A 21,039-nucleotide genomic window follows, 5' to 3' on the forward strand; every position below is an offset into this window, starting at 1 on the left:
GGATTAATCCCCTTTAGTCCTTCATATGTAGCTAAAAATGATTACTCTTTCTGCTCATTCACACATTTCTTTAATCGCTTCACAAGATCAATAATCCGCTCACCTTTCATACGATAACTTACTGGGTTTGCAATTAATCGAGAAGAGACAGCAGTAATAAATTCATATTGTACTAAGCCGTTCTCTTTTAATGTACGACCTGTAGAAACAATATCGACAATTCGATCAGCTAAGCCAATCATTGGTGCTAATTCAATAGAGCCATTGAGCTCGATTATTTCCACTTGCTCACCAATGCCTTTGTAGTACTTCATTGCAATATTCGGATATTTCGTAGCAATTCTTGGCGCAATTTCATTCATGGAGGTGTTTGGTAAGCCTGCAGAAGCGATATAGCAATTACTAATTTTCAAATCAAGTAATTCATGCACCTCTCGCTGTTGCTCTAACAAGACATCCTTACCAGCAATACCTATATCCGCAACACCATGTTCAACATAGACAGGAACATCCATTGGCTTTGATAAAATAAAGCGAATTTTTTCCTCTGGTATTTCAATCATTAATTTACGTGACATTTCTACTTCTTCTGGTAAATTAAAGCCTGCCTCTAACAGCATTTGATATGCCTCTTCAAAGATTCGTCCTTTGGGCATTGCAATCGTTAATTCATTCACCGCCAACTTCCTCCTGTCCAACTACCACCACTTCTGTAAAGTATGCTAAAAAGGCCGCTTCATCGACTAGACTACTACGTAACTGCAAAGTAGCTAATTTTCCTGCTGCTCGTAAAGTTTTAACCTTTAGTAAAGCTGCCTCAAATTGTTCTTCTTCAAAAAGTACAACTGTTGCTTCCTGTCGTTTCTCGGACTGCCCATTAAGTGTTTCTAATAAACGATCCACACGAATACTAAATCCTGTAGCACCAACCTTTGAACCAAATACCTCTAACAAGCCATCATAACGGCCTCCATTTCCTAATAGGAAGCCACTTCCTACAGCAAATACTTCAAATAGCATACCTGTGTAATAACTCATATGACTCGAAAGTGTGAAATCAAAAGCTACATAATCAGCTAAGTTAGCCATTTCAAGTAGTTGAGCAAGTTGTTGCATGTATTCTAATGCGTCATTTTTACGTACATATTTTTCAATATCTCGTATATCCTTGACATTCATGGCTTCTTCAATAAATTGTAAGAGGGCATCGGATTTAGCTTTTGGCAGATCAAATGATTCTACTGCTTCTTCAAACCCTACATAATTTCGTTGGACAAGCAATGTTCTAAGCGTTGTTTGCTGTTCAATACTCTCTGTGTAATCTTGTAAAATGCAATTTAATATACCAGCATGTCCAATTGTGATTTTAAACTCTTCCAATTTAAAATGCTTTAATAGCTCCATTGCCGTTACAATAACTTCTGCATCGGCAAAAACTGATTGATCACCTATTAACTCAATTCCCATTTGATCAAACTCAGCTGGCCTGCCACCTTCTGCTTCCTGAGCTCGAAAAACGCTGGCAAAATAGGCAAGGCGTAATGGAATCATTTCCTTTAATAGTTTCGATGTAGCTACTCGGGCAATCGGTGTAGTCATGTCAGGTCGCAGCACTAACGTATTCCCTTGGCTATCCACTAACTTAAATAAATGAGCATCAGCAATCGCTGAAGCCTTCCCCACTGTATCGAAATACTCCACCGCAGGCGTTTTTATAAACTCATAACCCCTTTTATATAAAAAGTCTCTACCAGCATGTCTAACTGCTTCAACTTTCTCATAGATTTGCGGAAATGTATCGCGCATTCCAAGTGGTTTTTCAAACATTTTTATCGACGACATATGGACACTTCCTCACATTTCACTTTAATTCACTAGAGTGTTAGAGAATTAGATTATGAAAGAATTTTAACTTATTTCAATAAAACAGTCAACGTTATCCTCATTAATTATCGAAATCTTTAAATACTTATTATTCTGTTAATTATACACATTGAATTGAAAAGACTTGCAAAAAAAGCATGACTCATTTTTCTTATAATTTGACAAAATGCTTTAGCGAGAACAAGAATAGGTCTAAAATGTGACAAAACAATCATCAAACTTTTATATTAATACCTTTCAAAAAACTTAATTTAGAATAGCATTAATAACAAAAAGAACCATTTACACTACACATTGGTGCGATTTATTATGGAAAAGGTGATTTTATACTGGTGACAAAGTGTCACTTCACTCAACTGAAAACATTGATGGAACTGCAATTAAATTAACTTTTGTTGAAACAACTTGCTTAGGCGATCATGACACTTGTAAATTCAAATCATACTATGACATAGCTCTTATATAAACAGTAAAAGCTACTCCAAAAACTAGTGTGTTTTGGAGTAGCTTTTTTATGCTAAAAAACTCACGAAGTATAGAACCATACTACGTGAGTTTTTATTATTTCTTTGGTGTACACCACTCTACAACCTCATTACGTTTGCGCTCTGCCATTTGTTCAGCTGTATAAATAATTTGCATCGGATTACCCCCTGCTAAACAGCCTGCTGGCACATCCTTATGTACAAGTGTGGCAGCTGAAACAATGGCGCCATCACCAATTGTTACACCTGGTAAAATGGTTGAATTTGCCCCAATCATTACTTCATTTCCAATATGAACATCACCTAAGCGATATTCCTCTATTAAATATTCATGTGCTAAAATGGTTGTGTTAAATCCAATCACAGTGTTGTCTCCAATAAAAATTCGTTCAGGAAACATGGTATCTGGCATGACCATTAAGGCTAATGACGTTTGCTTACCAATAGTCATGCTTAAAAATGTACGATAAAGCCAGTTTTTCACACGTAAAAATGGTGTGAAGCGTCCGATTTGAATGACAATGAAACACTTCATCACCTTCCAAAAGGACACCGTGTCATATATATTCCAAAGTGAATTGGCTCCTTGGACACGGTAACGTTCTGTTTTACGCGCCATCTACCTTACCCCTCTTTCACAATATCAAATAAATCTGACATATGTTGCAACATATATTCTGGTTGATACTGCTGTAAGTAAGCCTCTCCCTTAATTGCCCAAGCGACACCCGCTGCTCTTACACCAGCACGATGTCCAGCTTCAATATCGTGCGAATTATCGCCAATCATAATCGCATAGTCTTTTTCTATTCCTAATCTTTCCAACGCAAGTAATACTGGCTCTGGATCAGGCTTCACATTCTTCACATCATCTGTACCAATACGTACATCAAATAGATGTGTTGCACCAAGAATAGCAAGTCCACGATCGATGGTCTCATTACGTTTCGTCGAAACAATAGCCAATCGTATACCTTGCGCTTTTAATTGCTCTAGAGTTGACACAACATCAGGGTATTGGCTAACTAGTTCATCATGGTGTGCAATATTCCAAGCTCGATACATTTCTATCAAAGTATCTTCTTCACCTGGTGCAATGTCATTAAATGTCTGTTTCAATGATGGACCGATGAATTTCAGGCAGTCTTTTGGCGAATATTGCCCGGGAAATCGCTCATTTAATACATGCATAAATGTTTGAATGATTAAATCATTTGTATTCAGTAAAGTTCCATCAAAATCAAATAGTAGTGCCTTTACAGCCATTTTTTACAACCCCTTATTTATTATCCAAGTATTTTACGGCTGGTTTCACCTTTATTCTACGATAAATAATGGCACCTAGACCCACTACAATACCAATAATGGATACAACCTGTGCTGAACGTAAATCTCCAACTAAGTAGAGGCTATCTGTACGCATTCCTTCGATAAAGAAGCGACCGATAGAATACCAAATTAAATAGCTAAAGAAAATTTCACCACGATTTAAGTTCACTTTGCGCAAAACTAATAAAATGATAAGCCCAATCAGGTTCCAAACCGATTCATATAAAAAAGTGGGGTGTACATAAGAACCTAATTCTTCGATATACATTTGATTAATAATCCAATCTGGGAGCATTAGGTTTTCTAAAAATGCTTTCGATACCTCACCACCATAAGCCTCTTGGTTCATAAAGTTGCCCCATCGACCAATAATCTGCCCGATTAAAATACTAGGTGCTGCAATATCTGCTACTCGTAAAAAGCTTACATTTTTTATACGAGTAAATATGTAAGCTGTCACAAATGCCCCGATGAGTGCACCGTGGATGGCAATACCACCATTCCATATCTCAATAATTTTGCCTGGATTTTCGCTATAGTAATCCCATCGCATTGACACATAGTAAATACGTGCACAGACAATGGATATAGGCACTGCCCATAATAATAAATCTGCAAGAAAGTCTTCAGGCAAACCTCGCTTAACGGCCTCTCTCTGCCCAACAACATAGGCTAAAATGATTCCCGATACAATCAGTAATCCATACCAACGAACTGGAATTGGGCCTAAATGAAAGGCAATCGGGTCAATTTGCAATAGTAATAAATCCATTTTCTACTCCTCTCAATATGCCATTAACAATATTGTTTGAAAATTTTTAATCGTCTAACACATCATTTGATGAAATCACTTCATCTAAACGTCTTGAAAATTCCTCTGCCGCATTGACGCCCATTTTCTTTAAACGATAATTCATCGCTGCTACTTCAATAATAACGGAGACATTGCGTCCTGGTCTTACTGGAATTGTTAATTTTGTTAGTTCCGTATCGATTATTTTCATTTTTTCTTCTTCTAAGCCTAATCGATCATAAACTTTTTGTGGATCCCATATTTCGAGTTCAATGATGAGGGTAATACGTTTATAGGGGCGTACTGCACTTGCACCAAATAGTGTCATAATGTCAATAATGCCGATGCCTCGTATTTCCAATAAGTGCTCTAATAAAGGTGGAGGGCTTCCAATTAATAGGTTCTCTGATTCTTGACGAATTTCAACACAATCATCCGCTACTAAACGATGACCTTTTTTTACAAGCTCAAGAGCTGTTTCACTTTTACCCACACCGCTTTTGCCGATTATAAGCACACCGATGCCATACACATCGACAAGTACCCCGTGCGCTGCTGTCATCGGAGCTAAGCGTCCCTCTAAGTAGTTCGTCAATCTACTCGAAAATTTAGTTGTGGTCATATGTGTTTTAAACACAGGTACATGCTTTTCGTTTGATGCTTGAATAAGCTCCTCTGGTACTTCTAAATCTCTAGAAATAATGATAGCAGGCGTGTCCTGTGAACAAAGTAAACGCATACGCTCAAGCTTAACATCTGCTGGGAGCATTTCAAAAAAGGAAAGTTCAGTCTTGCCGAGTAATTGTACACGATTCGCTGGATAATGAGTAAAGTATCCTGCCATTTCAAGCCCTGGTCTTGAGATATCGCTAGTCACAATTGTCCTGCCTATTCCTTCTTCACCAGCTAATAACTCTAACTTAAATTTCTCCATAACATCTCTTGTTAATACTACGACCAATGAAAAAGCCTCCAATCAATGGATAAGGTTCACCTTATTTTAGCATGTCTATGTGTAAAAGAAATGTATTTACTCTCAATACAGCGTTTGCTTGCACTAAAAAAACTAGCGGCTCTCCAGCCCGCTAGTTTTTAAAAAGCAATTATTTTTGAGTTGCTAACCACTTAGCAACTGCCTCAGCATCTGCACCTTTTACTAATCCTGCAGGCATGCCGTTTTTACCATTATTTATAATATCTAAAATTTCTGATTCAGACAAACGTGAACCTACATTATTTAATGCTGGACCATTTGCACCTTGTAGCTCGCCACCATGACAAGTAACACAAGATTTCATCGCAATTGCTTCGCCATTTGGCTCTGCAGCACTTTCATTACCCTTATTAGATGCAGTTTTATCTCCGCCGCCACATGCAGCTAAGAAGATTGCTGATCCGAACACTAATGTTAACATTGCTTTTTTCATTAGTACCCCTCCTCATAATAAATACCTTACGCCGCCATTATACCAAAATTATGCACGTTTGAAACCTTCTCCTAATACCTCGTATGCATCAGAAACGATAACAAACGCTGATGGGTCAACGCTTTTAATGAGTTGTTTCAGCTTTGTGAATTCTGTTTGATAAACAACAACCATCAGAACTGGTCGTGCCTCTCCTGTATACCCACCAATTGCTGGTAACTTCGTTACACCACGATTAATTTCAGCATAAATGGCTTCTCTAACCTCATCTTGTTTCAATGTAATGATATAGACCATTTTAGATTGACTAAAACCTAGCTGAATAATATCAATCGTTTTTGTGGTAACATAAAGTCCAATGAGAGCATACAAACCTTTTTCTAAGTCAAAAACAATTGCTGCACTAATTGCGATTACGCCATCTATTAACAGCACACTTGTTCCAAGCGACAATCCTGTATACTTCGTAATGATTTGCGCTAGTAAATCAGTGCCACCAGTTGAAGCATTCCCCTTAAAGACCATTCCTATTCCTAGCCCAACAACAATTCCACCAAAAAGAGCACCCAATAAAGGATTATCAGTCCAAGGTTCCCAGCTATTTGTTAATAAAACAATAAACGGTAACGTAATTGTCCCAATAAAGGATTTTATCCCAAATTTTTTGCCCAGTAATAAAACACCAGCAATAAAAAGCGGAACGTTAAACGCATACTGAACAATTCCCGGATTCCAGCCAAATAAACCATGCAAAATCGTACTAATTCCACTTACCCCACCTGAAGCGACTTGATTTGGTAATAAAAAGACATTAAAACCAATAGCAATTATTGCCGCTCCTACAATGACATACACATACTCCACAATGCTATCTCTCACATCATGTTTCATTTCCCCACGCCCACTTCAACTATCAGAATTTTTTAAAGACGAGATGATTATAGCAAATACTTTTAGCATTGAGAACTTCATCTTGATGAAGGGATACTATATTGAGGAGCTGTAAAATAAGCTATCTTACTGTAATCAATAAGATAGCTTTTGCTGAATTAGTTTAAAATGATTTTTCTGCCCATTCAATGGCTTCATAATATAAAAGATCAATGTCAACTAACTGAATATTCAACTGTACAGCTAGCTCTTCTAAGCGCGGCCAATCTAGTTTACTTAACGCAACACTAAACTCCAAATAAGGAGTCATTTCCGTTTCAAAGCCCAGAATGGTATTCGTAATATCCTCTGAGAATGGTAGCTGCTGTAAAATAACATTCATCGGTCTTTGAAGTAATGTATCAATTAGAGAAAACATGCCGACTAAAAAATACTCTGAGAAATTCTTTTTATAAGCTAGCTTAGCTAGTTTTTCACAAACCTTAGCTCGGAATAAAGACGTACACATCACTTCTTTAAAAAGATCGGAATCGGCATCAATATCAATTTCACGCATGGCCAATAAATAAATCCATTTACGTAGATTTGATACACCCAATAACACAATCGCTTGTTTGATGGAGCGCACTTTCGATTTAGAACGTTTAGATGAGTTATTAATCATTTGCAATAACTTGTATGTTAATGAAATATCACGTTCAATATTTTCTGCTAACAATTGAATATTCGGTTCTTCCTCTTTTAGTAAGGAGATAGTGTGAATGTATTGAATCGCATTTGCTGGAATGTCTGTTGCTCGTATTATTTGCGGTTGTTCAAAAAAATAACCTTGAAATAACACATAGCCAGAGGATTTAGCGACTTCAAATTGATGACGCGTCTCTACTTTTTCAGCAAGCAATTGAATATGTGGAAACTTCTCCTTAACCTTATTTTCGATTTCCATTCTTTTTACAATGGAAGAAGCTAAAAAATCGACCTTAATATAATCAATTTGTTCGAATAATTCATCATAAACTTCCACTTGATCATCCATCATAAAATCATCCAAAGCAATTTGGAACCCCTGTTTTTTTAGCTCAATTACACGTTCCACTAATTGATAGGTAAGTGGAACATCCTCTAATATCTCAATCACTACCTGTGAGGGATTTAAAAATTCATATATAGAGCTCATCAATAAGTTTTCAGTAAAATTTACAAAACCAGGTTTACCTTTCGTTACCTCTTCAAAACCAATTGAAAGAAATGAGTTCACAAGTACATCAATCGTTGCTGCATCTGAATCGACCATTGGAAAGGCATTTACGTTTTTGCTACGATATAACAATTCATATGCAACAACTTGCTCATGAAGATTAAATATAGGCTGTCTGCCAATGAATACTTCCATTCCGTTGCCCCCCATTTCTCCATTTTCTAGTAATTTATAGTATAACATTTTTTACGACCTGATGCTTATACTTCAAGCTAACTTAACAGGCCAACTTGGCTTTTTCAGCCAATAAAAAGGAAAGGACAGTCCCTGTGATAATAATCACTTAAGGACTGTCCATATTATTTACCTACTTTGGATTTTATTGCACCAATCACTGCAGGCACAACAGATATAATGATAATCAAAATTAGTACAACTGAGAAGTTATCTTTAATAATTGGAATATTCCCAAAGAAGTAACCTAATAATGTACAACTGAATACCCATAAAATTGCACCAAAAATATTATAAAATAAGAAATAACTATATTTCATTTTACTTGCACCCGCCACAAACGGGATAAATGTACGAATAAATGGCATGAAACGTGCGATTACGATCGTTTTCCCACCATGTGTATTAAAGAATTTTTCAGCTGCTTCCATACGCTCTTTTTTAACAACTCTACCGAGGAGGCTCTTTGGCGGAATAGATGTCCCTACCTTATGTCCAATATGATAGTTCATCGTATCTCCCAAAATAGCTGCAGCTAAAAATACAGGGATTAAAATCCACATATCGAATGCGCCCATTGCCGCAGCTAATGTTCCACTTGCAAATAACAAGGAATCACCAGGTAAGAATGGGAAAATAACAACGCCTGTTTCTACAAAAACAATCGCAAATAAAATAAGATAGCTCCAATTGCCAAAATCACGAATAATTTCTTCTAAATGCACATCGATATGCACAATAAAACTTATTAACTCCTTAATGAGTTCTAACATGTTTTTGTATGCTCTCTTTCAATAGTATTTTTACCTAAAAGCTTTGACGTGGCTTCACCTCAAAGGGTTCCAGTTTTGTACGTCTTTTTACATTACTTCCTCACTATATGACAAGCTCTTGAAAAGTATGTAGAAGATTTCACAAGTTTGATTTTATCACTTACAGTCATCTACTCTCAACTGATTTTACTATTATACGAATAATGTACAAAAAAAGAGCTACCATTTTTCAATAGTAGCTTTTCTCGTTTAAACTTTTTCTTTTAATGAACGTCTTAATATTTTTCCTGTTGTGTTTTTTGGTAGTTCATCCAGTATTTCAATTACTTTCGGAACCTTATACTTCACCATATGTTTAGCACAATAGGATAGTAGATCATCTGTTGTAGTAGCAGCTACTTCTTTCAGCACAACATAGGCATGTACTGCTTCCCCTAAGTTAGGGTCTGGGAAGCCTACCACTGCTGCTTCTACAATATTATTATGGGCAAACAGCACTTCCTCCACTTCACGAGGATAAACATTAAAGCCCCCTACAATAATCATATCCTTTTTACGGTCAACAATGTAAAAATACCCTTCTTCATCTACCTTTGCTAAATCTCCTGTATAGAGCCAGCCGTCACGAATCGCCATCGCCGTTTCTTCAGGCATTTTATAGTATCCCTTCATCACGTTTGGACCACGTACAATTAGCTCTCCAACTTCGCCCACAGGTACTTCCTGACCATTAACATCGACAACTCTATTCTCGACATTACTAATGGATGTTCCAATAGAACCAGCTTTACGATCACGATCTAATGGGTTAAAACATGTAACTGGTGAAGCTTCGGATAAGCCATAGCCCTCTGACACACGCACATTAAATTTCTGTTCGAAATTATGTAATAGCGCAACAGGCAAGGAGGCACCACCTGAAATAGCTAAGCGAATTGTTGAGAAATCCTCTGGATTGCCTTCAGGTAATTGGTACAAGAAATTATACATAGTAGGAACACCAGCAAATACCGTTGCTTTTTGCTCTCGTGCTAAAGCGAAAATTTCGCTAGGGCTAAAGCGTGGGGCAAGTAAAACTGTTGCTCCACTTAATAAAGGCGCATTCACCACTACCGTTAAGGCAAATACATGGAAAACAGGTAGTGTCGCAATAACACGGTCCTCTGCATTAATGCCTAAATAATGCGCAACATCACGTGCATTTGAGTACACATTGCCATGTGTCAGCATAGCTCCCTTTGGACTACCTGTAGTTCCTGAAGTATATAAAATAATAGCATTGTCATCCTCTGCAACTTCAACAGGTTGTAAAGATTGAGTGGTTTTGGCGATTACATGTGTAAATAAATGTGTTTTTTCTTGTGCTTGTGGTGATAAAGCTGCCACTTTTTCTGCTATATCTGGTGTGGTTTCACAAACTATAAATGTTTTTACCTGTGGAAATGCTTGTACACCTTTTTCAACCAATGGTAGCAACATATCTAGAGCAATGACTGCTTTTACATCTCCATTATGCAAAATGTAAGAAATTTCATCCGGTGTATAGATTGGATTAACAGGTATTGCTGTTGCCCCTAAGCGCATTGTTGCATAGAGAGCGATTAAGTAGTGTGGCGTGTTGCCGAGTAAAAACGCCACATGATCCCCTTTTTCAACGCCTAAATCTTGTAATCCCTTTGCAAAGCGGCCAACTGTATGCTCAAATTCCCCGTAAGTCGTATCTTTCCCCATAAAATGATACGCCACTTTTTCAGGTTGTTCTGCTGCCTGTTGACGAACACGTGAAACTAAATTCAATTACACCATCCCCTTATCGTATAAAATGAATCGTTATTCAGTAATATTATATAAGAAATATATCTAAAAAACAATGAAACTTTTTATCTCATGTCATAAATTACGTTAAATAATTCATTTTTTTCTCCTTTAAACCATTACCTCATGAGCGAATATGGGAGATATAGCGCCATCGAATTAAATAAAAATAAACCACTTGTATTAAGACAAAAAAGCCAAAAGCAAAGAATACTTCTTTTACAATCGATATATTCGCGATGTCCCTTAAAATACCTTGAACCATTAGAAAAGCAAAGGCACTATGCATCATCGCAACACCCCAAGGTAAGAAGAATTGGGGAAACAAATGGCGATTAACTAGCTTTTTTAACTCCGTATCTGTTAAACCCATACGTTTTAATACATCAAATTTACGCTTTTCACGTTCGAGGGATGTATGCAATTTAAAATAGATAAAGCTTCCAGCCGCAAGTAAAAATACAGTGGCTACTAAAACACCCACTAATGTAAATAATGAGTAGGTAGCTAGTATATAAGAATAATTTAATCCTGCATTTTCAAAGTAAAAAGGGCTAAACTTATCCTTTTTAATAAAATATAAATTGGATTCTAGATAATCGATATCCTTACCGATTTCCTTCGTTTCCATCCATTGGGGAATAACAAATGTGAACAGATGATAGCTTGGTTGAATAATGTCTTGCTCGGAAATTGGATGAATAAGCTTTGCGAAATCTTCATCACTAATGACAATCGAATTGACACTGACAATAGAGCCTGGAAACACTATTTTTGGATAGACACTATCAATAGTGAGCGGTATATTATTTTCTTCTAAAACAGTATGCACAACTCGATCTTTTAATTTTTTTAGGGAATCCTCCGAATAAGGAATAAATACTGCCTCACCTGCTTCCAGATTCAGTAATGGATAACTGTAGGAAGAAAGCAGAACATTCATATCGGACTCTCGAAAAACCTCCACTTCATTTCGAGTGAAAGAGGAGGTTTGCTTCACAACAATAAAACGGGATAGCTGATAAGATAAACCTTTCTCCTCTAATTGCAGCCTTAAAGAATTGATATGCTCCCGTTCATATGGATTATCGACATCCCCTTTATAAACCAGCCCTAGTGGATTTAATCGATCATATTGCGTTGTATAGGAGGACATCGTTGCTAAAACACCAACAGATAAAAATGCAAGCGTCGATACCATCGTCACAACGAAAAACATTTTCACGTTATCCATCATTATATGCGTTTGTTCTGCTAGCGATAGTAGACGGTAGCGTTGCCAATGATATTTGCGTTTCCCACGTGCTAAATCTAAAAAACAAGGCACAGAATCACTGAAAAAATAATAGGTGCCAAATGTTGCGGAAAATGGTATTAACAGCGTTAGCCCGATTAGTGATGTATGTCCGACAACAAACGCGAGAATATACGTCGTTACAATTAAAACAATACCATAGAAAGCTCGTATTTTGGAATACGTTGTTAAGCTATTTAAATAATCACTGCCTTTTATAAGATCTCGTAATTTTCTCTCTCGTGTAAAATACACACTAATAAAGGAAATGACGAAAAATGCACTTGTGAAAACACCAATCGTTAATAAAAATGGCTCCCATGAAATATAGAGTGGTAAATCTTCTAAATGTAAAATTTCCCGAACAATCATAAAAAAGAATTTTGAAAAGGAGAAACCAAAGACAATCCCTACAATAATGGAGCCTGTTCCAATAATCATTGTCTCTAAAAAGACAAGTTTATTCATCTGACGTTTTTCCATTCCCAAGTGCAATAAAATAGCAAATTCATGTGATCTGGCCTCTAAAAAGGCACTCATGGAATAATATAAAAAGAATAATGTAAACAGGACGAGAACAATTTCAGCCCCCACCATCCCAATGAGAGACATCTCCCCTAATATCCCACGTTCAATATCAGGGTGAAACATCAGCATGGAATAGATAAAAAATACAGCCACAGAAAAAAAGCTTGCCATGAAAAAGGCGCCATATATCCGGCTGTTCCGCACGACATTACGGTAAGCGAATTGTCGAAAGGTCACCTACTTGCCCTCCTCCTAGTAAGCTCAAAACATTTAAAATACGTTGGAAAAACATCTGACGGCGGTCATCTCGATAAATTTCATTAAAAAATTCACCATCTTTAATGAATAACACTCGATCACAATAACTTGCTGCAATTGGATCATGCGTGACCATCACGATTGTCGTTTGTTTATCCTGATTCACCTTTGTCAATAGTTCAAGCACATCACGTGAAGAATTTGAATCTAAATTACCTGTAGGTTCGTCCGCTAAAATGAGACTAGGATTATGAATAAGCGCACGACCAATTGCTGTTCTTTGTGCCTGTCCCCCAGATATTTCATTTGGACGTTTATGAAGGAAGGAAGTTAAATCTAGCTTTTCTACAATACTTGCCAGACGCTCCTCCATTACCTCTAGTGGCTGTTGATCTAACGTTAAGGGCAACACGATATTTTCCTCGACCGTCAGCATATGCAAAAGATTGAAATCCTGAAACACAAAGCCAAGCTGTCTTCTTCTAAAATAGGCAAGCTCTGTTGCATTCAACTTATGTGGATTCATTCCATCTAAAATGATTTCTCCACTAGTTGGTTCATCGATGGTCGAAATAATATTCAACAATGTCGTTTTACCGCTTCCTGAGGGCCCCATAACAGCTAAAAACTCGCCTTCTTCCACGTCAAAGCTCAATTGATTTAATGCACGATGCGTTACTTTACCTTCGTACACTTTTGTCACATCTTTAATTTGTAAAATAGGCATACTTCATTCACCTTATTTCTTCATTAATTCTAAGGATTGAGGTAAAAGCCACTGTAAAACAACCTCAAAACCAATGTGAAAATGAGGCTCTGTTAAAGCCAGTATTGACTCTTCCTCTACTAAACTAAAGCAATGCTCCCCAATAATCACATCCCAAGCATCCATTTCTCCCTCTACGATTTCCCCACATACAGTATAATACCCACTATACATAATCTGTTGACCGTCTACAGGAAAAGCATTCAATAATGTTGGTTGCTGTAAGTTTAACCCAAGGCTCTTTGAAAAATGCAGTAGTTCTTCATCTAACTTTTCATTTGCCAGGATAAAATTTTGATAGGCTAATGGATCTCCCGCTTGCAGATGTGTCATATAAAGCGCATTTGTTTTCTCCTTATCAATCGTTAGTTTCCAATCTTCTATACGTACCTCTACCATCCTAGTGCCCCCTAATTTGTAAATGTTACTGTCACAATCGTCCCTTTTCCTACCTCTGATGTAATAGCCAGCTCATGCCCTAGCTTTTCACAGATTTCTTTGGCTAAATAAAGGCCCATTCCAGTTGATTCACCTGTTTTCCGCCCATTTTCGCCAGTAAAAAAGGCTTTCGTAACACGAGAAAGATCGGAAGCTGGAATCCCAATACCCTCATCACAAATCGCAAGTTGTACATAGTCATCCTTTTCAATGGCAGAAATAACAATTTTTTTATTGGCTTCAAACGTGTATTTCACTGCATTGGTGATAAATTGTCCAAGAATGAAACGAAGCCATTTTGAATCACTGGCAACAATTAGATCGTCGTCAATATGAATTTCTGGGAAAACTCTTTTCGTAATAAATAAACGTTTATTTTCATTAACAGTTGCAGTTACAATACCCTTTAGCGCAACTCGCTCTACTTGCATATCATCCTCAAAATTTTCTAGGCGTGCATTAACAAGTACCATGTCCAATCCTCTACGCAAGCGATCGATTTCCTCCTGAACATTCTTTTTATCAAGAGGTCGGTCATCTTGTAATAATAATTCAATCACTGAAATAGGTGTTTTCATTTGATGGACCCACTGGTTCATAAATTGATCATGCCTTTTTTGACTTGCATATAAAGCATGCAGCTCATGTTGATAAAGTCGATACAATTCATGCATATACTTCTCGGTTTGTATAGCTTCTGGCGTTTTTGCATTTTTTTGTAGCACATCCTCCATTGCTGATGGAAGCTGAGTTATCTTCAATAAGTAGCGTTGCCGCATTAAATAGCGGACAAGTAAAAAGGATGCTAATAGCACAAGGCTAATACAAAAGGAATAAATAGCCGTATCAATATTTCGAAAACCGTCTAGTGCATAGATAACCATGATGAAGCCAACTAATAAGAGCTGGAACACAATAAATGATGCATAATCACGTAAAAAAAGTTTCCAGCCCACTATAGCTCACCTGCACTTAATATGAATCGATAGCCTGCACCACGTACCGTTTCGATTGTTGACGATATATGATAATCCGCTAACTTTTTTCGAACTCGGGTCATATTCACATTCAAAGTGTTTTCATCGACAAATGCTTGATCGTCCCAAAGCTCCTCTAACAATTGCTCACGGGAAACTACTTTCGGTGCATTGCCCATCAATAGCTCTAAGATGATACATTCTTTTTTCTGAAGTGGAATTTCTAAATCATTTTTATGTAGCTCCATTCTTTCTAAATGAAGTACAAGCTGTCCTTGCTTGATTGTCCGTTCTTCTTGCCTTGCTGCATATTCACCATATGTACGGCGTAGATGACTACGGATTTTAGCCAACACAATTTCGTAGTTAAAAGGCTTTGTAATAAAATCGTCGCCCCCATTTTCAAGTGCAAAGATTTGGTCCATTTCTCCTGAGCGTGCAGAAATGAAAATTATTGGACATGTTGTATGCTGACGTAGCTGGCGACACCAATAATAGCCATCGTAAGCGGGTAAATTTATATCAAGCAGCACCATATGTGGATTAAATGCTGTAAATTCTTCTATAAGATGATCAAATTCTTGAATTATTGCAACTTCGTATTGATATTTTCTAAGCGTTTCCGCTAGTAATGATGCAATCTTGACATCATCTTCAACTATGAATATTCGATGCTTTTCCATATCAACACTCCTTTCTTTCTATATTGTATCAAAAAAAGGTTCGACGACATAATTGTCAGCGAACCTTTAGGCTAAAACATTACATGAAACCGTATTTTCCTTAATAAATTAATTGTAAAAAGTCCTCAGTTGAAATTCCGCCAAAATAGGTAGGAATATCGATGTCTGCTAATGTCTTAGCAATTGCCGCTCTGTCATAGTTTGTCCCAACTAAGCGCTGTTCTATATCAGCCATATCTCCTACACCAAAGAAATCTCCAAAAATATGCGCTTCTTCAATCACACCATGATTTACTTCCAGGCGAATATCAATGCCTCCTGTTGGGAACCGATGTGTTTTTTGAATATTAAAGCGTGGTGATTTCCCAAAATTCCACTCCCATGTTTGATAGCGCTCTTCTGATAGCTTATGGATATTTGCCCAATCTTCTTCGGTTAACTCATAATAACGAATATTTTCTTCCCCACCAAAAATGGATTTCAAAATTTCAAGACGGAATTCCTCAATCGTCATTTTCTCTTTTAAAAACTCTGAGATGTTTGCTACTCGTGAGCGAATCGATTTAATACCTTTTGATTCAATTTTATCCTTTTTAACCTTTAAGGCAGAAACAACCGCATCAATTTCTGTATCGAACATCAAAGTACCATGACTGAACATACGTCCTTTTGTAGAGAACTGAGCATTTCCTGAAACTTTACGTCCCTCTGCTAATATATCATTGCGTCCTGAAAGTTCTGCATTCACACCCATTTTTGCTAGAGCATCAACTACTGGCTGCGTGAATTTTTTATAATTCATGAAGCTATCGCCATCATCATTTGTAATAAAGCTGAAGTTAAGATTCCCTAAATCATGATAAACAGCACCACCACCTGAAAGACGGCGCACAACAATAATGCCATTGTCCTCTACATAGTCTGTATTGATTTCTTCAATTGTATTTTGGTTCTTACCGATGATGATGGACGGTTGATTAATGTAGAAAAGGAGCACCGGCTCTTTCTCAACGTCCATTGTTTTTAACAAATACTCCTCAATAGCAAGGTTAATGCGTGGATCATGGATCCCTTTATTATCAACGAAAATCATAGTTCACGTTTCCTCCTTCACAAAATATCCATATTTATTTTACCGTAAATTAGGCATTTTGTGTTGACGAAAAGCATCTGTTATAATACACTAGAAAATATCAAAACAGTAATAGTACAGATGAACTTAAAGGAGGAGTCCACAATGTTAGAAAACGTAGTTGAATTTTTCAAGAATTTACCTGCAAAGCAATGTACTGAGTGCGGTGAAAAAATGGAAGAACAAAGCGAATGCTACAGCAACACTTGTGAAAAATGTAACCACCTATAAGCATTTGCCTATTCTGATATAGTCATATACGTGCCCCACACGTAGCAATCATGACACCCTTCATCATATTTTGATGAACCCTTAATTAAATCTCTTACACTTACAAAAAACAACAGCTGATACGCTCATATCAGCTGTTGTTTTTATATTGTTGAAAAAGACTGTGTCACTTATTGTTGGAAGCAGCTTGCTACTCGTTCACAGGAAAGTAGCCTGAAATGGAAATCCCATTTCACCTTTCTATAGATGTTTTGTTTTATTTAGGTCATTTGAGGCTAAGGAATTAGCGTTGTGTGTTGATAAGCTACTCGGATCTGAACAAAAAAAGCACTCACCGTTCATTGGGTGAGTGCTTCATGATTAGTTTTCTTCAGCCACTTTAGAGTAACGTTTATTGTGCAGTAGCATGAAATAACCAAATGTGATAGCTAAGAATGCTACTAAGAAACCAGCTAGAACACCATAGTTTTGCATTAAGAATGACGTATCACCAGTAGAAATACTTGATTTAAATGCTTGAACTGTATATGTCATCGGTAATAGCTTGTTAAATACTTGTAATGGTGATGGAATTAATTCTAATGGGAATGTACCTGCACTTGTTGTTAATTGTAAAATCAATACAACAATTGCCATGAAACGTCCTGGATCACCGAAGATTGAAACAAGCATTTGGATTAAGGCTAAGAATACATAGCTTGTTAATAATGCTGTTAAGATAAAGTAGCCCATGTTATTCACTTCAAGCCCTAGGCCCCATTTTACAATGACTACTGTTAGTAATGTTTGCACTAAACCTACGACTGCTAGTACAGTCACTTTACTTGTAAACCAAGATGCGCCGTTTTTAGGACGAATAGCAGGTTCAACAAGTGGGAACACAATCGAAATTAATAATGCCCCTACGAATAAGCCTAGTGAAATAAAGTATGGTGCAAAACCTGTACCATAGTTAGGAACATGGTTTACAGACTCTTTTTCAACTTCAACTGGACTACCTACCATATCATACGTATCTTGATTTGCTTTGACTTCATTTGCTTTTTCACTAGCCTCACCTAGTTTGCCAGATAAAGTAGCTGTACCATCTGCTAGCTCCGTAGAACCATCTGCAAGTGTTGCAGATCCTTGTGCTAGCTCACCAGATTTTGAAGCAAGTGTAGAAGTACCTTGATTTAATGTTGTTGTACCATTCGCTAATTCATTTAATCCAGATGCTAATGTTTTTGAACCTGTTACAGCTGTATTCACACCTGCATGTAGTTCACCTAATTTAGCAGCTAATGTGGCATTACCTGCTTGTAGACCTTTTGCACCTTCCAATAAAGCATTACTTTTAGCTGTTAATGCATTCGCACCAGCTAGCACTTCTGCTTGACCTGCTGCAATTTGGCTTGCACCAGAGCTTACTTGATTAGCACCGGCTTGTAATTTTTCTGTACCAGCTGATAAAGATGTTAAACCGTTATGCACACTAGCACTACCTGCCTGTAATTCTGCTAATGTTTGTTTTAATGCTGCTGCTTGTTCTTCAGGCATTGAAGCCATCATCGTTTGTAATTGATTCGATAGGGCTGTAATGCCTGCCTCCACTTTTGCAGATCCCGCTGTTAATTGGTTTGCTGCACCATTCAAAGCACCCGCGTTCTCAGCAATAGATGCTGCACCTGCACTAATTTGCTGTTGTTTGTCGTTTAAAGTGTTTAAACCAGCACCAACTTTTGCAACACCTTGTGTATATTGTGATAACCCCTGTTCAAGGCTCGTTGCTCCATTTGCAGCTTGCTGTGCACCCTGTTGTAATTGAACAGTACCATCTTGTAGTTTGACTAAACCACTAGATAAGTCATTCGCGCCTTTTGCGGCATCTCCTGCACCTTTTGTTAATTTATCAGTACCATTTGATAGTTCAACTGTGCTCGATGCTAGTTGCTCCAGATATCCTTTTAAATCTTTTGCACCATTCGCTACTTTTTGTGCACCCTCATCTAGCTTATTTGAGCCATCTGCAGCTTCTGTAAAGCCATCTCCAAGTGTTGCAATTGAATCAAATAATTTTTCAGCATAAGTCGCTGATACTTGAGAATTTACTTCAGCGCGTACACGATCCATTGCAGTCTCACCAATTTGAGCACCAAGGAAGTTCAATCCCTCGTTTGGAATGTAGTTCATTACTAATTTTGATGGTTTGTCATCTAATAGTGTTGTTGCATGTTCAGAGAAATTTGTTGGAATTTCTAAAATCATATAATAGTCACGACTATTTAAGCCTTTTTCAGCTTCCTCTTTTGAAACTTCTATAAAGTTAAATTGCTCGCTATCTATCAATTTATCGACCAAGGTATCCCCTAAGTCTAATTTAACGCCATCCATCTCAGCACCAGTATCCTCATTAACAACAGCTACTGGAAGATTAGGAAGCCCCGCATAAGGATCCCAAAACGCCCATAAAAACATACCCGCATACATTACTGGAATAAATAATACAGCAATGATTGACACAAGCATTTTTCTTGTTTTAAAGATCTTCAGCCACTCAGCTTTAATCATATAATATCCTCACTTCTAAACTATTTGACCGAAAACGTCATTTGGTCATTTTCATTCAAAAAAAATAATCAACCTCGACAATATTGCAAAAAGAGCACTTGATTCAATACTTATACAGCTGTATTTTATCGAATCAAGTTAAAATCAAACCTCGAAAGATAGTTTCCTTAAAAAGATTAAGAATCTTTTCTTCAGGGATTACATCACCATGTAACTCATGCCAATCGACAACAAAAGCAAGATATGCCTTCAGCAATAAGTAACTAACTAGCTCCGCATCACACTCTCTAATTTCACCTTTATTAATACGTCGTTGTATTAACTCTGCGACATACGATAAGATTTCAGTCTCGATACGTAGTAGCACCTGTTTAACTGCTGGTGTTCGTAATTCTTTTTCTTCCTCGATTAGCTTTGCAAATAAAAGATGTTTTTCTCGGAACTGTAGCATTTTCATTAAAGCATTATGCGCATTATCCATAAAGCTTGCTGATGCATCCAACACTGCATCTGCTTCCGCTTTCATCTCTCGTACAAGTGACATTGCGATCTCTTGAAATAAAATTTCTTTATTTGCAAAGAATGTATAAATCGTACCTTTACCGACATTGGCAATTTTCGCCACTTGCTCCATTGTTGTTGCCTTGTAGCCAAACATTGTAAAAGATTTTGCAGCTGCTTCAAGAATTTCCTGCCTACGATCCATTAGTAACATCCTTTCTTGTTAGGTTATGTACATCTCTCGTACACTTTAATAAAAATGACCAGAAAACCATTTCGGTCATCTGGTCATTATCATATTCCTATTTCAAAAAAATTGCAAGCCTTTAATGATGATTTTTTTCATCTTTTTTGTCGTCATCATGATCCATACCATTTGAAGTATCATTATTATGATCCATCATGTTATTATCCATGCTGTTATTGGCTTTTTCATCCTCTGGGACAACCTTAGTCATATCAGGGCTTCCAGCAATAATTTGTTGTTTTGGCATATTATGAACACCGTTAGCTGTTGTATGTGCATACATATAATACACACCATCATGTTCAAATGTAGTCGTTGCTTTATAAACACCATCTTGCTCTAATTTCCCATCAATCATTTGTCCTTCATCACGTTTTCCTGATTCCCAAACTTCAAATTCTACTACAGCATCATCCACATTTTCTCCACCCTGTTCAACATGTGCTGCCAGCTCAATCGTTTCATTAAGTGCTACTTCTTTTGGTGTTAAAATTTCAACTTCTGGGATTTGAGGTACTTCTGGTTCTGGCAGTGCCTCTTTTTTTTCTCCACATCCTACTAATAATGTAGGGACTGCAATTAGCGCAAATAACCACTTTTTCATC

The 21,039-nt window shown here is 37.1% G+C and carries 21 protein-coding genes; 1 reads left to right on the plus strand and 20 read right to left on the minus strand.

Features of this window, described 5'->3' with window-relative positions; genetic code table 11:
- Nucleotides 1-41: 41 nt before the first annotated feature.
- The 17 genes from hisG to MHB39_RS18915 form a co-directional block, all read right to left on the minus strand.
- The gene (gene hisG, locus MHB39_RS18835) at nucleotides 42-677 is read right to left on the minus strand and encodes an ATP phosphoribosyltransferase (RefSeq protein ID WP_342544930.1); all 636 of its coding nucleotides are present in this window, start codon (nucleotides 675-677) and stop codon (nucleotides 42-44) included.
- Complete coding sequence (locus tag MHB39_RS18840) at nucleotides 670-1,842, minus strand: ATP phosphoribosyltransferase regulatory subunit (RefSeq protein ID WP_342544932.1); 1,173 nt, start codon at nucleotides 1,840-1,842, stop codon at nucleotides 670-672. Before MHB39_RS18840 ends, hisG begins: the two co-directional genes overlap by 8 nt.
- A 603-nt stretch (nucleotides 1,843-2,445) precedes the next feature.
- Complete coding sequence (locus MHB39_RS18845; protein ID WP_016991706.1) at nucleotides 2,446-2,988, minus strand: acyltransferase; 543 nt, start codon at nucleotides 2,986-2,988, stop codon at nucleotides 2,446-2,448.
- Nucleotides 2,989-2,993: 5 nt separating this feature from the next.
- On the minus strand, nucleotides 2,994-3,635 hold the full coding sequence (gene ppaX, locus MHB39_RS18850; protein ID WP_016991707.1) for a pyrophosphatase PpaX: 642 nt from the start codon (nucleotides 3,633-3,635) through the stop codon (nucleotides 2,994-2,996).
- Nucleotides 3,636-3,648: 13 nt separating this feature from the next.
- Nucleotides 3,649-4,470: a prolipoprotein diacylglyceryl transferase gene (gene lgt, locus MHB39_RS18855; RefSeq protein WP_016991708.1), complete on the minus strand. Its 822-nt coding sequence runs from the start codon at nucleotides 4,468-4,470 to the stop codon at nucleotides 3,649-3,651.
- 46 nt (nucleotides 4,471-4,516) lie between these two features.
- Entirely contained in the window at nucleotides 4,517-5,452 is a 936-nt protein-coding gene (gene hprK / locus MHB39_RS18860; RefSeq protein ID WP_004227974.1) for an HPr(Ser) kinase/phosphatase, read from the minus strand.
- A gap of 142 nt (nucleotides 5,453-5,594) precedes the next feature.
- On the minus strand, nucleotides 5,595-5,918 hold the full coding sequence (gene cccB, locus MHB39_RS18865; protein WP_016991709.1) for a cytochrome c551: 324 nt from the start codon (nucleotides 5,916-5,918) through the stop codon (nucleotides 5,595-5,597).
- Nucleotides 5,919-5,966: 48 nt separating this feature from the next.
- Nucleotides 5,967-6,809 (minus strand): YitT family protein, encoded by an 843-nt coding sequence (locus MHB39_RS18870; protein WP_258860816.1) that lies wholly within the window; start codon nucleotides 6,807-6,809, stop codon nucleotides 5,967-5,969.
- A 163-nt stretch (nucleotides 6,810-6,972) separates the two neighbouring features.
- Entirely contained in the window at nucleotides 6,973-8,202 is a 1,230-nt protein-coding gene (locus MHB39_RS18875) for an HDOD domain-containing protein (RefSeq protein WP_036078836.1), read from the minus strand.
- A 164-nt stretch (nucleotides 8,203-8,366) separates the two neighbouring features.
- A complete protein-coding gene (locus MHB39_RS18880) occupies nucleotides 8,367-9,014 on the minus strand; it encodes a VTT domain-containing protein (protein ID WP_004227966.1) in 648 nt (215 codons plus the stop codon).
- 249 nt (nucleotides 9,015-9,263) lie between these two features.
- Nucleotides 9,264-10,811, minus strand: a complete 1,548-nt coding sequence (locus MHB39_RS18885; RefSeq protein ID WP_048390826.1) for a fatty acid--CoA ligase family protein — start codon at nucleotides 10,809-10,811, stop codon at nucleotides 9,264-9,266.
- Between the two features lie 142 nt (nucleotides 10,812-10,953).
- Nucleotides 10,954-12,888, minus strand: a complete 1,935-nt coding sequence (locus MHB39_RS18890) for an ABC transporter permease (protein WP_342544937.1) — start codon at nucleotides 12,886-12,888, stop codon at nucleotides 10,954-10,956.
- Nucleotides 12,860-13,636 carry an ABC transporter ATP-binding protein gene (locus MHB39_RS18895; protein WP_004230460.1) on the minus strand — a complete coding sequence of 259 codons (777 nt, stop codon included), beginning with the start codon at nucleotides 13,634-13,636 and terminating at the stop codon, nucleotides 12,860-12,862. Before MHB39_RS18895 ends, MHB39_RS18890 begins: the two co-directional genes overlap by 29 nt.
- Nucleotides 13,637-13,648: 12 nt before the next feature.
- Nucleotides 13,649-14,074: a hypothetical protein gene (locus tag MHB39_RS18900; protein ID WP_048390821.1), complete on the minus strand. Its 426-nt coding sequence runs from the start codon at nucleotides 14,072-14,074 to the stop codon at nucleotides 13,649-13,651.
- A gap of 11 nt (nucleotides 14,075-14,085) precedes the next feature.
- The gene (locus MHB39_RS18905) at nucleotides 14,086-15,069 is read right to left on the minus strand and encodes a sensor histidine kinase (protein WP_048390819.1); all 984 of its coding nucleotides are present in this window, start codon (nucleotides 15,067-15,069) and stop codon (nucleotides 14,086-14,088) included.
- Nucleotides 15,069-15,773 (minus strand): response regulator transcription factor, encoded by a 705-nt coding sequence (locus tag MHB39_RS18910; RefSeq protein WP_342544939.1) that lies wholly within the window; start codon nucleotides 15,771-15,773, stop codon nucleotides 15,069-15,071. The genes MHB39_RS18905 and MHB39_RS18910 overlap by 1 nt, the downstream gene beginning before the upstream one ends.
- A gap of 100 nt (nucleotides 15,774-15,873) precedes the next feature.
- Nucleotides 15,874-16,866 carry a lipoate--protein ligase gene (locus MHB39_RS18915; RefSeq protein ID WP_258860811.1) on the minus strand — a complete coding sequence of 331 codons (993 nt, stop codon included), beginning with the start codon at nucleotides 16,864-16,866 and terminating at the stop codon, nucleotides 15,874-15,876.
- Between the two features lie 144 nt (nucleotides 16,867-17,010).
- On the opposite strand from MHB39_RS18915, the gene yhfH reads away from it, so the two are divergent.
- The gene (gene yhfH, locus MHB39_RS18920) at nucleotides 17,011-17,136 is read left to right on the plus strand and encodes a protein YhfH (RefSeq protein ID WP_004230455.1); all 126 of its coding nucleotides are present in this window, start codon (nucleotides 17,011-17,013) and stop codon (nucleotides 17,134-17,136) included.
- A gap of 360 nt (nucleotides 17,137-17,496) precedes the next feature.
- Here the strand turns inward: yhfH and MHB39_RS18925 are convergent, their stop codons facing one another.
- The 3 genes from MHB39_RS18925 to MHB39_RS18935 all read right to left on the minus strand — a co-directional run bounded on the left by MHB39_RS18925 (nucleotide 17,497) and on the right by MHB39_RS18935 (nucleotide 21,038).
- Nucleotides 17,497-19,686 (minus strand): YhgE/Pip domain-containing protein, encoded by a 2,190-nt coding sequence (locus MHB39_RS18925; RefSeq protein WP_342544941.1) that lies wholly within the window; start codon nucleotides 19,684-19,686, stop codon nucleotides 17,497-17,499.
- 133 nt (nucleotides 19,687-19,819) lie between these two features.
- On the minus strand, nucleotides 19,820-20,392 hold the full coding sequence (locus tag MHB39_RS18930) for a TetR/AcrR family transcriptional regulator (RefSeq protein ID WP_342544943.1): 573 nt from the start codon (nucleotides 20,390-20,392) through the stop codon (nucleotides 19,820-19,822).
- A 121-nt stretch (nucleotides 20,393-20,513) separates the two neighbouring features.
- The gene (locus tag MHB39_RS18935; RefSeq protein ID WP_036078856.1) at nucleotides 20,514-21,038 is read right to left on the minus strand and encodes a FixH family protein; all 525 of its coding nucleotides are present in this window, start codon (nucleotides 21,036-21,038) and stop codon (nucleotides 20,514-20,516) included.
- Nucleotide 21,039 lies beyond the last annotated feature (1 nt).

Origin of the sequence: Lysinibacillus sp. FSL K6-4013 (genome assembly GCF_038630435.1) — a bacterium.
Taxonomy (GTDB): domain Bacteria; phylum Bacillota; class Bacilli; order Bacillales_A; family Planococcaceae; genus Lysinibacillus; species Lysinibacillus boronitolerans.